Genomic DNA, 12376 nt, shown 5'->3' with positions numbered 1-12376 from the left:
ATTCCAGGAAAAGTGTGAGCGGTTTTCCGTCCGGAATTTCGTAAGAGCATCTACGGCCTATTTCAGCAAGCGGCCTTCGATCGACCAGCGTGCGGCGAGGAAATTCAGCACCGCAGCCACCACGACACCGCCGATCTTTGCCGGCCACACCCCGACGATACCGGCGAACAGCGCGATCGAAAGGCTGGAGACGCCGAGCGAAATCAGCCCCCCGAGCGAGGCGAAACGAAGGAACGCATCACGCAGCCGGATGGCTTGATTGCGTTCGAACGACCAGAAGCCGTTCGCCACGAAAGAGAAGGTGACGGCGATGAACCAGGCGGCGATGTTGGCGGGCAGCGGCGGCATCTGCAGCTTGAGCAGCAGGAAGAAGCTGGCAAGGTCGATGGCTGTGTTGGCAAGTCCGACAATGGCAAAGCGGACGATCTTGTTGCCCGTCGAACGCCGGGGTTGGTCCGCGCCGCTCATCCCTTGCCATCCATGATTGCGACACCGGCGCGGACCAGGCTGGCGCCGAAATCATCCGATGCGAGGACCGCGAATTCGACCTCGCGCACGGTTTGCATCGGGTCACGCGCGCGCAGCGTCTCGTCGACATGGCCGGGGTGGCACATGAACAGCCCTCGTTCCGGCAATGCCTCGACGGCGGCCTGCAGAACCGAAGCGAACTTCTCGGGTTGCCGCCAGTCGTAGATGCCGGCGAGCGGCTCGAAAATGGTGAAGCCGGCATGCTGCATCGACCGGTTGAAGCCGGCGGCGAGCGCAGCGATCGCGGCAACTTTTGGCGCCGACGCGAATGTGCCCGCCAGTGCCGGAGCGCCGCGCAGCGCCGGCCTGTCGGCTCCTTCATGCAGACGTGCGCGCAGCCATCTGCGCACGACGGGAAGGAAATGCACATGCTGATGCCCGTCGACGAAGTCGGGGCGGCGCCCCAGTGCTTCGACGAAGCGGCCGTACTGAGCGTCGAGTTCTGCATGGACATCGCGATCGTCGACGCGGCCGCGCAGAACAGGCAAGGCCAGCGAGCGGAGCGGCGGCAGCCGGCCTTCCGGCGCCAGGCTCGACCGGCCGGTGATGGCTGGCTGGTCGGTCAAGGTTAGATGCAGCCCGACCGCGACACGGCCGCACAGAGGCTTTATGCGCGCCGCTGCCTCCGCCCATTCCGGAAAGCCGGTCATGCAGCCGGTGCCGGTCAGGCGTCCGTGATCGAGCAGGTCGAGGATCGCGGCGGAAACGCCGGGCGCCAAGCCGTAGTCGTCGGCGATCAGGCGGATGCGCCGCGTCATGCGTCGGGGGCGCCCGGTGCCGGGCTTTCGGAAGCGGTGTCGCTGCGCACGACATCGCGCACGATATAGACCGGCCGATCCTTGCTTTCGCTGAGCGTGACCCAGACATATTCGCCGATCAGGCCGAGAAGGGTCAGGTTGAGGCCGCCGAGCAGGACGACGGCGACCAGGAGGCTGGGATAGCCGGGGACGGCAATGCCGTAGAAGATCACCTCGAAGAACACCTTGGCGCCGTAGACCGCGCCGGCAAACGCGGCAAGCAGCCCGCTGAGGCTGATGAGACGCAGGGGAATGACGGAAAACGAGGTGAAACCTTCCAGCGAGAAGGCGATCAGGTTGAGCCGGCTCCATTTCGATGTGCCGCTGGCGCGACCCTCGGGCGAATAGGGCAACGCCTTCTGGCGGAAGCCGGCCCAGGCAAACAGGCCCTTGTTGAAGCGACGCTTGTCACGCAGGCTGGTCAGCGCGCGCGCCACGGCACCGCGCATGACACGAAAGTCGCCGGCATTTTCGGGAATGTCGAAACGCTGGCTGCTGTTGATCAGGCTGTAGAAAAGCCGAGCCAGCTGGCTGCGCCGCCAGCTGGCCTCGCGCCGGTCGTTCTGTGCGTAGACGACGTCGATGTCCGGATGTTCCACCAGCTCGGCGATCAGCTTCAGGCTGATGTCCATCGAATGCTGGAGGTCGGCGTCCATGATCAGCACCATGTCGCCGCGCGACTGATCGAGGCCGGCGAGCACGGCGACCTCCTTGCCGAAATTGCGGCTGAGGCGGACGATCTGCCACGACCCCGTCAGCACCTGCGAAAACCGTTTGGCGCCATCGTCGCGGCTGCCGTCATCGACCAGGATCTTGTGCACGGTCATGCCGAAGCGCTGTGCCACCGCCGCCTCGAGCGCGGCTAGCAATTCGGCGAACGCCGATGCCGATGGCGCCTCGTTGAAGAACGGCGCGACGATATCGAGTGTCGGCCGCGACTCAGCCATTTGCGACCCCCGCATTCACCACCTTTTCCCGTGCCTTGGCCCAGAACCACCAGATCAGCGAACTAGCGATGAAAGCAACCGCTATCGGCCGGAACCAAGGGTAGAGGAAATCGTGGACATGCTGCTCGACGCCGCTCAGCCCGGTCAGAAACAGCGCCGTCGACAGCACAGAGGCCAGCACGCCGCCTCGTTCCTCGCGCCACAGCAGGGCGATGGCGAGACCGGCAGGCACGGCGATCATCGCATAGGTGTTGGGCTCGACGCGCGGGTTGAAGACGCACATGTAGAAAGCGGCCGTCAGGAAGATCGCCAGCCCCGCCGTCCCCCGCTCGAGCTTGCGGTCGAACCAGAGCACGATCGAGAGCGTCAACAGGCCGACCACGAAGCGCACCACAGTGGCGCCGGATTCCGCGATGGGTATCCCTGCCGTCGCAAAAGGCGCTGTGAAATCGGCGGCAACAAAGTGGGTTGTCTTGTCGACCGCCATCGAGGTCAGCATGCCGGCGAAATCACGATACTGGTCGTTCAGATAACCGGCTGGCGCGAAAGCGTAGGGTAAAGCGAGCACGAACAGCACCGCCAGCACCAGCATCGGGATCAGCCGCGGTCGCAGCGCTCCTGCCAGGAGCAGCATGATGATCGCGGTCGGCTTGGCAATGATGGCAAGCGAAGCCCAGAAGAAAGTTTCGGCACGCCGCCCTTCCAGCGCCGACAAAGTGAGAAGCCAGCAGGCGCCGGTCAGCAAGATGGTCGACTGGCCGTTGCGGATCGCGCCGAGCGCAATGGGCAGTGCGAGGAAGAGACCGAACGAAAGCAGCCAGGTCAGTTCCTGACCGCCGAGTTTGCGCACCTGCCGCATTGCAGCGAAGGTCAACACCGCGAAGCCGAGGACATGCCACACCAGGCCGCCGAGATGCGGGCCAAGCTTCAGCAACGGAACATAGAGCGCGGCAAAGGCGGGTGCGTAGAGATAACCCATCTCGGACTGAAGGTCGTAGAGCGGCCGTCCAGCCAGAAGGTTCTCGCTGCCAAATCTATAGGCCAGCAACACAGTACGCGTGTCGGGCGACCACAGGACCAAGGCAAGAACGACCAGGAACGCTCCGATCCACAGGCCAAACCCCAAACGGTCGAAAACCGGCTTGGAAATCGTCATCTAGTCATCCTACACCCACCCGGAACGGCCCTTGCCTGGACCGCCCGGCATTCGATGGCGGCGGCATATCACGGACGAAGCGGCGTGGCATAGGGGGCTGAAAGACGCGGATGTCCGCCCGACGGGCTGGCGGCAGTCGGACACCAGGATCTTTTTTGGCATCGAGAGCCTGTGATTGCGCATTCGAACGTCTGGCACCTTCATGCTACGGCCGAATGAACACCTTGCCGTTGGGCCTGGCCAGTTCCGTCGGCACCCGCGCCATTGCCTCGGCGAGCGGCACCACCGCCGTCACATCGGTCGACCAGCGCCCATCGGAAAAACGCTTCTGCGCTTCCATGATCGCCGGGCCGCGGCGGTCGCGAAACTGGCGCATCCACTCGCTCAGCCAAAAACCTTCGATATGCTTGTGCTGGAAGATCAGTTGGCCGGGTTCACGGATGATCGTGGCTTCGGGATCGAGCCGCCCGTAGATGATCCAGCGCGAGCGCTTCGGCATGGCGTCGAAGGTGGCGGAAGCCAGCGGCCCGGTGACCGCGTCGAGGAAGATGCGCGGCTGTTCGGCCCTCATCGCCTCGCGCAGCGTCGCCTTGAAATCCGGCGCCTTTTCGTTGAGGACATGCGCCGCGCCAAGCGCTTTGAGCAGCGCGATCTGATCGTCGCGGCGCACGGTGACGATGGGTCGGAAACCCTCTTCCTTAGCCAGGCCGATGATCAGTTTGCACAGCTGGCTGGCGCCGGCGGTCATGACGAACGCCTTTTCGCCTTCCTGTTTGACGATGTCGAACATGGCGAGCGCGGTGAGCGGGTTGACGATCATCGCCGCACCATCCTCGTCGCGGACAGTGTCGAGCAATGGGATGCAGACCACCGCCTCGGCGACGGCATATTCGGCCCATGAGCCCCAGTTGGTGACGCCGGTGGCGAAAGCTACACGCTTGCCGGTCAGGCTTTTGGGATAGGGCTCGTCGCCACTGGCGACGACGGTGCCGACCCCCTCGAAACCGGCCGGCTGACCTTTGGCGCGCGGCTGGCCGTACTGGCCTTTGACGAACATGACATCGGACGGATTGATCGAGGCCAGGCTGACCTTGATCAGCACCTGCGTTGGCCCGGGTGTCGGCACCGCGATGCTGCCCTCCTCGAGATAGGGCTCCATCGCCTCCAGCACGCTGCCGCTCGGCGTCCTGGTGTAGCCGTCGCCGACAAGCAGCAGCGCCTTCATTTTGGAGGGGACGGTCATCGGAACACTCCCTGCTTGGACCGGTCGGCGTCGCCGGATGACGAATGCCGGCGCTCAGACCTTATCCTGCGTGTATTTCTTCAGCTCCGTCCGCGCCACCTGGCGGCGATGCACGGCGTCCGGTCCGTCGGCAAGGCGCAATGTCCGTAGATGCGTCCATGAGCGCGCCAGCGGCGTGTCCTGGCTGATGCCTTGCGCGCCGAACATCTGCACCGCCTCGTCGGTGACCTTGAGCGCGACGCGCGGCGCGATCACCTTGATCTGGCTGATCCAGGGGGCTGCGGCGCGCGGGTCGCCCTGGTCGATCATCCACGCCGCCTTGAGGCAGAGCAGCCGGGCCATCTCGATCTCCATGCGGCATTCGGCGATGATGTCGAAGTTGGCGCCGAGCTTGGCCAGGGGCTGACCGAAGGCCTCGCGGCGCACGGAACGCTGGCACAGCATCTCCAGCGCCATTTCGGCCTGGCCGATGGCGCGCATGCAGTGGTGGATGCGGCCGGGGCCGAGCCGCCCTTGCGCGATCTCGAAACCCCTGCCCTCGCCGAGGATCAGGTTCGCTGCGGGCACACGCACATTGTCGAAGCGAAGATGCATGTGGCCATGCGGGGCGTCGTCCTCGCCATAGACCTGCATGGCCCGGACCTTGGTCACGCCTTTTGTGTCGGAAGGCACCAGGATCATCGAATGCCGCCGATGTGTCGGCTCTTCATCGCGACCGGTCCTGACCATGACGATGTAGATGGCGCAGCGCGGATCGCCGGCGCCGGACGCCCACCATTTCTCGCCGTTGAGCACATAGTCGTCGTCCTGGCGCTCACAGCGCATCGCAATGTTGGTGGCGTCGGACGAGGCGACATCCGGCTCGGTCATCAGATAGGCCGAGCGGATCTTGCCGTCGAGCAGCGGCTCGAGCCACGCCTGCTTGTGGTCAGCCGAACCGTAGCGCTCCAGCACCTCCATGTTGCCGGTGTCGGGCGCCGAGCAGTTGAAGGTCTCGGCGCCGAGATGCGCCTTGCCCATCTCCTCGGCCAGATAGGCGTATTCGACGGTGGAAAGGCCGTAGCCGCGCTCCGAGCCGGTCAGCCAGAAATTCCACAGGCCGCGCTCCCATGCGGTCCTCTTCAGCCCTTCGAGGATCTCGCTCTGGCGCGCGCTATAGACCCAGCGGTCGCCTTGCTTGCCCACTTCGCCCAGGAATTCCCTGTCGAGCGGCATGATCTCGTCGCGCACCATGGCGGCGACGCGCGCATGGATCGGCTTCAGCCGCTCGGTCATGCCGAGATTCATCTCCGTCATCGGTCGCTAACCCTTCATGCACGCCAGGCATTTTACCCGTGGCAAGGATGACCGTACTTCGGATAGCCTTGTCAACGCGAACTGTTTTGCCCTGATGCCGAGGCAAGGCGCGGAGGGTTGTGATGAGCTATCTGGACGAGCTGTTTTCGGTGACCGGCAAGACCGCGCTGGTGACGGGAGCGGCGACCGGCATCGGCCGCATGGCGGCCACCGCGCTGGTGAAGGCGGGCGCCAGCGTGATGATCGCCTCGCGCAAGGGCGAGGATTGCATCAAGGTCGCAGCTGAACTGAACGGGCTTGGTGTACCAGGCCGAGCCGAGGGCTTTGCTGGCGATGTCTCCAGCGAAGCCGGCATTGCGGCACTCGTCGCCGAGGTCAAGGCGCGTACCGACCACCTGAACATCCTGATCAACAACGCAGGCGTGTCCTGGGGCGCGCCGCTGGAGAGCTTCCCCTATTCGGCATGGGCCAAGGTGCTTGGCGTCAATGTCACCGCGGTCTTCCATCTGACGCGCGAATTGCTGCCGTTGCTCGATGCCGGCGCCAGCGATGCCGATCCGGCCCGGGTGATCAATCTGGGTTCGGTGATGGGCACGCAGCCGCTGGCCGACGACGCCTATTCCTACACGGCGTCGAAGGCCGCGGTCCATCATCTGACGCGCACCTTGGCGCTCGAGTTCGCCGCCCGCCGCATCACCGTCAACGCCTTCGCTCCCGGCCCCTTCCAGAGCCGCATGACGGCATTTGCCACCGGCACGCAGGAACAGGCCAGACATGTCGGCAGCCATGTTCCGATCGGCCGTATCGGCGCACCGGATGACATTGCCGGCGCAACACTCTATTTGTGCAGCCGTGCAGGCAGCTATGTCACCGGCGCCATCCTGCCGATCGACGGCGGGCAGTCGGTGCAGCATGGACTGACCTTGTTCAAGGAATGACATTTTCCGGCCAGAGAAGCCGGGGGTGAACTGGAGGACATCCGCGTGGAACCGATCAGTCTCGATTTGCTTCTGGCCAGTGTCGGCAAGGAGGTTGGCGTGTCGCCGTGGCGTGTGGTCACGCAGCGTATGATCGACCAGTTCGCCGACGCCACCGACGACCACCAGTTCATCCACTGCGACCCGGAGCGGGCCATGCGCGAGACGCCGTTCGGCGGCACCATCGCACACGGCTTCCTGTCGCTGTCGCTGTTGTCGGCGATGACCTTCGAGACCATGCCGCCGCTGGAAAACGGCAAGATGGGCGTCAACCACGGCTTCGATTCGCTGCGCTTCCTGGCGCCGGTGAAGACCGGCGCGCGCATCCGCACCCGTTTCGTGCTGGCCGACGTCAAGGTCAGGCCGTCGGGCTGGGTGCAGACCGCGCATGACGTGACGATCGAGATCGAAGGCTCCAAGAAACCGGCGCTGACCGCGCGCTGGCTGACGCTGACCTTGATCGAACGCCAGCCCGAGACGGCATGAGCGATCCGAACGTTCTCGACCAGGCAGCGCTTGCGCCTTACCTCGAGGCGAACATATCAGGCTTTTCCGGGCTCCTCTCCATCGAGAAATTCAAATCCGGGCAATCGAACCCGACATATCTGCTAACGGCGGCAAGCGGCCGCTACGTGCTGCGCGCCAAGCCGCCCGGGCAATTGCTGAAATCGGCGCATCAGGTCGACCGTGAATTCACCGTGATGAAGGCACTTGCCGGCAGCGCCGTGCCCGTGCCGCGGATGCTGCATCTGTCGATGGAGTTTTCGCCGATCGGCCGCATGTTCTACGTCATGGATTTCCTCGACGGCCGCATCTTCTGGGATCCGGCGCTGCCGGAATCTCGCGACAATGAAGAACGCGCCGCCATCTACGATGCCATGAATGCGACGCTTGTGGCCCTGCACGATATCGATGTCGCGGCCGCGGGTCTCGGCGATTTCGGCCGACCGGGCAACTATTTCGAGCGCCAGCTGGCGCGCTGGACCAGCCAGTACCGTGCCTCGGAGACCGGCACCGTTGCCGACATGGACCGGCTGATTGCCTGGCTGGAGACGCACGGGCCTGCCGATGACGGCCGCGTCTCGCTGGTGCATGGCGACTACCGGCTGGACAATCTGATCTTCGCGCCTGATCGGCCTCAAGTGCTGGCGGTGCTCGACTGGGAACTCTCGACGCTCGGCCACCCCTTTGCCGACATCGCCTATCAGTGCATGCAGTGGCGCCTGCCGCACGCCTCGGGCTTTCGCGGCCTGGGTGGCGTCGATCGTCGCGCGCTCGGCCTGCCCTCGGAAGCGGATTATGTCGCCGCCTACTGCCGGCGGCGCGGACTGGACGGCATAGGCAACTGGAGCTTCTTCCTGGCCTTCTCCTTCTTCCGGCTGGCGGCGATCTGCCAGGGCGTCTTCAGGCGGGCGCTGGACGGCAACGCCTCCAATCCGGAAAAGGCCAAAACCTATGGCGAGGCAGTGAAACTGCTTTCGCATCTTGCCGTGAAACTGATCGACAAGGAGACATGATGGGCCGCTTTGAGGGGGCAACCGTGTTGATCACCGGTGCTGCCGGTGGGCTTGGCCGGGGTGCGGCGAAAGGCTTTGCCACCGAGGGCGCGCGGCTGGTTCTGTCGGACATCGATGAAAAGGCGCTGGCCGGTCTCGCAGACACGCTGCAGGCCGAAACGGCGATCCTCGCCGGCAACATCGCCGACGAAAAACTGTCCGAGGACCTGGTCCGGCTGGCGGTCGAGAAATTCGGCCGCCTGGATGTCGCCATCAACAATGCCGGCATCGTCCAGAGCTTCGTGCGCTTGCCGCAAGTCCCCTCGGACGAGGCGCGCCGCGTGCTGGAGGTCGATCTGCTCGGTGTGTTCTATGCCATGAAGCATCAGATCCCGCAGATGGAGCGGCAGTTCAAGGCGACCGGCAAGGGCGGCGCCATCGTCAACATCGCCTCGGCCGCCGGCCTGTCGGGCGCGCCGAAACTTTCGGTCTATGCCGCCGCCAAGCACGGCGTAATCGGCCTGACCCGCTCGGCGGCGGTCGAATACGCCACCAAGGGCCTGCGCATCAACGCCATCTGCCCAGCCCACACGAGGACGGCCATGGTCGACGGCTTCGTGCGCGTCTCCGGCGCGCCGGAAACAGAGGCTTTGGCCGAACTGACGCGTGGCGTGCCGATGAAGCGGGTGGCCGAAGTCGACGAAATCACCACAGCCATCCTGTTCGCCGCCGACCCGGCCAATTCCTTCATGACCGGCCATGCGCTGGCCATAGACGGCGGCGTCGGCGCGATCTGATGCATGCCGTTTGGGAACCTGTCGCGCCCTTGTTCGTTTTCGTACAGCGTATATAATTTAGCCAGGCACCAACCCAACGAAGGCACGAGATCTTGCCGCCGAGCGTCCAGAAACGCCGCGAGAAACAGAAAGCCGAACTGCGCTCCGAACTGGTCGAGGCCGCGCACAAGCTCGTCCAGGAAGAAGGCTATGAAGGCCTGACCATCCGCAAATTGGCCAAGCGGGTCGGCTACGCGCCGATGTCGGTCTATTCGTACTTCGCCGACAAGCAGGACATCCTGTTCGCGCTGGCCGAGGATGCGTTCGAGACGCTTGCCCGCCGCATAGAAGAGCATACCTCCGACGATCCGATCGAGGCATTGCAGGCGGTCATGACCGAATATGCCGCTTTCGGGCTCGGCAATCCCAACGAATACCGCACCGTGTTCATGACCGAGAAGACCAAGCTGCCGGAAGGCAGGAGGTACGAGGACATGGAAGCGAGCAACCCGGCAATGAATGCGCTGATCAGCAGGGTCGAGGCCTGCGTCGCCGCCGGCAAGTTGCAGGGCGACCCGCGCGCCATCGCCACCATGCTGTGGGCGGTCGGCCACGGCACGATCTCGCTGCTGATCACCTTTCCGTTCTATCCCTTCGGCGACGCGCAGGCCTTCGTGAAGCGGATGTGCGATTTCACGCTTGCCACGCTGAGTACGCAGAATGTGCCGCCTCTGACCGAGACGCCAGTCAACTGCTGAGCGACACACTCACGGGCTCTTATCACCACGACCAACGACCGATTGGAGCGCTCGGCTGTGCCAGAACGTCGCGATTTTCGGCGTTCAATAAAAGTTCAATAAAATTTATTGTACATGTACGTTTTCTGACTTGAACGCCGGCATCTCCGCTCGTATATGTACACCGTATCGTACATGTACGAAGAAAATTCAACCGTCGAAATCGGAGACTGACGATGAAAAAGACGCTCCTCACCATCGCCGCCGTGCTGACGCTTTCGGGCTCGGCCTTCGCCGCCAGTGCCACCCAGCCGGTCAAGCAGGCCCCGGCCGCGACCTGCGTCGACACCAGGACCCATGTGAAGCTCGATTGCACTTCGACCGGCTCGGTCGAAAAGAAGGGCTCCACGGAAAACACCGCTGAAGGCAAAGGCCCGCGCCTCGGCATCAGCATCAATCCGTGGATCGTGCCCAGCACATTCTGAGACCGGATAACACGCGCCCGGGGTTTCCCCGGGCACGGATGGGTGTCTACCCCCGACTTCGAGCGGCATATTGGGTTGGCGCACAGCCGACTTTGCCGCTGAAGGCAGTGCTGAAGGCACTGGCCGATTGATAGCCGACATCGGCCGCGATCTGGCTGAGCGGCTTCTGGCTGTGCACAAGCGCGTCCTTGGCAAGCGCCATGCGCCATGCCAGCAGATATTCCACAGGTGCCGCCCCGACGATGTCGACGAAGCGCCGAGCAAATCGCGACCGCGACATGCCAGCACTCTTTGCCAGTTCGCCAATCGTCCACGCCCTGCCGACATCGGAATGAATATGCGCCAAGGCCCTGGCCAATTGCGGGTCGGCAAGGCCGCCAAGCAGGCCTCGGGGCTGTGACGCGCGCCGCGCTCCGTCGCGACGCAGCGTTTCGATCAGCATCACCTCGATCAGCCGCGACAGCACCATGTCCCTTGCCGGCCTGGCGGCACGCGTTTCGTCGACGATGATCCGCATCAGGCTTCCGAGCCTTTCCCCGACATCTTCCGCTGCCCGGATATGCGTGAAGCGTGGCAGCAGGCCGAACAGCAGGTCGGCATTTGCCGGATCGCAGATGATCAGACCGCCGAGAATGCGCGTCGTCGGACCACCTTCGATGCCGTCGCCGACCCTGAGTTCGTTATTGACTGTATTACGTTCCTTGAATGCGGCGTCGGACAGGACGAGCCTGGCGCCGGGGCTGCTGACGAAGCACGGCGAAGATGGCTGCGCGGCCAGAAGGTAGTCCCCCGTGCACAGCCGCACCGCATCGCCGTCATCGGGCTGAAACCAGCATTCGCCCTCGGTCACCAGATAGAAGGTGGGATCGCTCTGATGGGGCGAACGGATGCCCCACGCGCCGGTCGCGGCAAGGTTGCCGAGCAGGAGCGTCCTCGGGCGCAACAGGGTGATGATGTCGGTCAAAGGGTCCAAATGAGACGATCCGTAATCAATTTGGTAGTTTTCATTATAGATCAGACCAATCGTTTTGCCTAGATCAGTCACCTGACCCTCAAGGAGTTATGTGAATGACCAAGACCGTCCTCATCACCGGCTGTTCGTCCGGGCTCGGCAAGACCACGGCAAGGCATTTCGCCGCCGAGGGCTGGAATGTCGTCGCGACGATGCGAAAGCCGGATCCAAGCCTCGCCTCCGACTATGCCGATCAAATGCTTGTCCTGCCTCTCGACGTCACCGACCCCGCAAGCATCGAGACCGCGATTGCCGCCGGCGTCGAGCGCTTCGGCCGCATAGACACCGTCGTCAACAATGCCGGCATCAGTGTGGTCTCGATCTTCGAAGCCACCGCTAAGGAGACGATCCGCGGAATTTTCGAAACCAATGTCTTCGGCATCATGAATGTCGTGCAGGCGATCATTCCGCATTTGCGCAATCACGGTGGCGGAACGATCGTCAACATCAGCTCCGGCGTCGGGCTGGCCGCCGTACCGCTTCTGGCGCTGTACACCGCGACCAAGCATGCCGTCGAAGGCCTCGCGGAATCGCTGTCCTACGAGCTCGAATCGCAAAATATCCTCGTCAAGCTTGTGGAGCCCGGCGCCATGCGCACCACCAACTTCACCTCCAACACCATGGCGGCGTCACAGGCCGTTTCCGTTCCGGGATCGTACAGGCCGTACTTCGATCACATGATGCAGTCGATGATGAATTATCCATTCCCTGATGCCGACGAAGATCAGGTCGTCGCGACGATCTATGCGGCGGCGACCGATCCGTCGCACAGGCTGCGTTACCTCGCCGGCCCTGATACGGAGGAAATGGCAAGGCTGCGCTGGTCGACTTCGGAAGACGAATACCTGACCACCATGAACCGCCTGATGGGTCAAACCGCTTGGCGTGACAGGTGGTCCAACTGATCTCAGGCCCCCATTGAACCA

Annotated in this window: 14 protein-coding genes; 7 read left to right on the top strand and 7 right to left on the bottom strand. The window is 63.6% G+C overall.

From position 1 onward, the window contains the following. Nucleotides 1-57: 57 nt before the first annotated feature. The 6 genes from AC1RZR_RS10925 to AC1RZR_RS10900 form a co-directional block, all read right to left on the bottom strand. A complete protein-coding gene (locus AC1RZR_RS10925) occupies nt 58-468 on the bottom strand; it encodes a GtrA family protein (RefSeq protein ID WP_481828511.1) in 411 nt (136 codons plus the stop codon). Further along, on the bottom strand, nt 465-1286 hold the full coding sequence (locus AC1RZR_RS10920) for a ChbG/HpnK family deacetylase (protein WP_481828510.1): 822 nt from the start codon (nt 1284-1286) through the stop codon (nt 465-467). The genes AC1RZR_RS10925 and AC1RZR_RS10920 overlap by 4 nt, the downstream gene beginning before the upstream one ends. Then, nucleotides 1283-2272, bottom strand: coding sequence for a glycosyltransferase family 2 protein (locus tag AC1RZR_RS10915; RefSeq protein ID WP_481828509.1), 990 nt, complete (start codon nt 2270-2272; stop codon nt 1283-1285). Before AC1RZR_RS10915 ends, AC1RZR_RS10920 begins: the two co-directional genes overlap by 4 nt. Then, nucleotides 2265-3428, bottom strand: coding sequence for a glycosyltransferase 87 family protein (locus AC1RZR_RS10910; protein WP_481828508.1), 1164 nt, complete (start codon nt 3426-3428; stop codon nt 2265-2267). The genes AC1RZR_RS10915 and AC1RZR_RS10910 overlap by 8 nt, the downstream gene beginning before the upstream one ends. A 205-nt stretch (nt 3429-3633) precedes the next feature. Next, nucleotides 3634-4671 carry a zinc-binding dehydrogenase gene (locus AC1RZR_RS10905; protein ID WP_481828507.1) on the bottom strand — a complete coding sequence of 346 codons (1038 nt, stop codon included), beginning with the start codon at nt 4669-4671 and terminating at the stop codon, nt 3634-3636. A gap of 54 nt (nt 4672-4725) precedes the next feature. Further along, complete coding sequence (locus AC1RZR_RS10900) at nt 4726-5967, bottom strand: acyl-CoA dehydrogenase family protein (RefSeq protein WP_481828506.1); 1242 nt, start codon at nt 5965-5967, stop codon at nt 4726-4728. A 122-nt stretch (nt 5968-6089) separates the two neighbouring features. Between AC1RZR_RS10900 and AC1RZR_RS10895 the strand changes: the two genes are divergently transcribed. The 6 genes from AC1RZR_RS10895 to AC1RZR_RS10870 all read left to right on the top strand — a co-directional run bounded on the left by AC1RZR_RS10895 (nt 6090) and on the right by AC1RZR_RS10870 (nt 10438). Further along, nucleotides 6090-6905, top strand: a complete 816-nt coding sequence (locus tag AC1RZR_RS10895) for an SDR family oxidoreductase (RefSeq protein WP_481828505.1) — start codon at nt 6090-6092, stop codon at nt 6903-6905. 39 nt (nt 6906-6944) lie between these two features. Further along, entirely contained in the window at nt 6945-7430 is a 486-nt protein-coding gene (locus AC1RZR_RS10890) for a MaoC family dehydratase (RefSeq protein WP_379103251.1), read from the top strand. After that, nucleotides 7427-8461, top strand: a complete 1035-nt coding sequence (locus AC1RZR_RS10885) for a phosphotransferase family protein (RefSeq protein WP_481828504.1) — start codon at nt 7427-7429, stop codon at nt 8459-8461. Before AC1RZR_RS10890 ends, AC1RZR_RS10885 begins: the two co-directional genes overlap by 4 nt. Next, nucleotides 8461-9237 carry an SDR family NAD(P)-dependent oxidoreductase gene (locus tag AC1RZR_RS10880; protein WP_481828503.1) on the top strand — a complete coding sequence of 259 codons (777 nt, stop codon included), beginning with the start codon at nt 8461-8463 and terminating at the stop codon, nt 9235-9237. The genes AC1RZR_RS10885 and AC1RZR_RS10880 overlap by 1 nt, the downstream gene beginning before the upstream one ends. 92 nt (nt 9238-9329) lie before the next feature. Next, nucleotides 9330-9974 (top strand): TetR/AcrR family transcriptional regulator, encoded by a 645-nt coding sequence (locus tag AC1RZR_RS10875; protein ID WP_481828502.1) that lies wholly within the window; start codon nt 9330-9332, stop codon nt 9972-9974. Between the two features lie 215 nt (nt 9975-10189). Beyond that, complete coding sequence (locus AC1RZR_RS10870; RefSeq protein WP_481828501.1) at nt 10190-10438, top strand: DUF680 domain-containing protein; 249 nt, start codon at nt 10190-10192, stop codon at nt 10436-10438. A 46-nt stretch (nt 10439-10484) separates the two neighbouring features. On the opposite strand, the gene AC1RZR_RS10865 is transcribed toward AC1RZR_RS10870, so the two are convergent. Next, nucleotides 10485-11411, bottom strand: coding sequence for an AraC family transcriptional regulator (locus AC1RZR_RS10865; RefSeq protein WP_481828500.1), 927 nt, complete (start codon nt 11409-11411; stop codon nt 10485-10487). A 95-nt stretch (nt 11412-11506) separates the two neighbouring features. Between AC1RZR_RS10865 and AC1RZR_RS10860 the strand changes: the two genes are divergently transcribed. Beyond that, complete coding sequence (locus tag AC1RZR_RS10860) at nt 11507-12355, top strand: SDR family oxidoreductase (protein ID WP_481828499.1); 849 nt, start codon at nt 11507-11509, stop codon at nt 12353-12355. Nucleotides 12356-12376 lie beyond the last annotated feature (21 nt).

Source organism: Mesorhizobium bavaricum (genome assembly GCF_056781655.1).
Note: the sequence above shows the minus strand (reverse complement) of the source record. Positions and strands in the feature narration are given on the sequence as shown.

Bases quoted from the DNA above. Each gene is read 5' to 3' on its own strand.
- AC1RZR_RS10925 (WP_481828511.1), bottom strand. From the start codon at position 468: ATGAGCGGCGCGGACCAACCCCGGCGTTCGACGGGCAACAAGATCGTC.
- AC1RZR_RS10920 (WP_481828510.1), bottom strand. From the start codon at position 1,286: ATGACGCGGCGCATCCGCCTGATCGCCGACGACTACGGCTTGGCGCCC.
- AC1RZR_RS10915 (WP_481828509.1), bottom strand. From the start codon at position 2,272: ATGGCTGAGTCGCGGCCGACACTCGATATCGTCGCGCCGTTCTTCAAC.
- AC1RZR_RS10910 (WP_481828508.1), bottom strand. From the start codon at position 3,428: ATGACGATTTCCAAGCCGGTTTTCGACCGTTTGGGGTTTGGCCTGTGG.
- AC1RZR_RS10905 (WP_481828507.1), bottom strand. From the start codon at position 4,671: ATGACCGTCCCCTCCAAAATGAAGGCGCTGCTGCTTGTCGGCGACGGC.
- AC1RZR_RS10900 (WP_481828506.1), bottom strand. From the start codon at position 5,967: ATGACGGAGATGAATCTCGGCATGACCGAGCGGCTGAAGCCGATCCAT.
- AC1RZR_RS10895 (WP_481828505.1), top strand. From the start codon at position 6,090: ATGAGCTATCTGGACGAGCTGTTTTCGGTGACCGGCAAGACCGCGCTG.
- AC1RZR_RS10885 (WP_481828504.1), top strand. From the start codon at position 7,427: ATGAGCGATCCGAACGTTCTCGACCAGGCAGCGCTTGCGCCTTACCTC.
- AC1RZR_RS10880 (WP_481828503.1), top strand. From the start codon at position 8,461: ATGGGCCGCTTTGAGGGGGCAACCGTGTTGATCACCGGTGCTGCCGGT.
- AC1RZR_RS10870 (WP_481828501.1), top strand. From the start codon at position 10,190: ATGAAAAAGACGCTCCTCACCATCGCCGCCGTGCTGACGCTTTCGGGC.
- AC1RZR_RS10860 (WP_481828499.1), top strand. From the start codon at position 11,507: ATGACCAAGACCGTCCTCATCACCGGCTGTTCGTCCGGGCTCGGCAAG.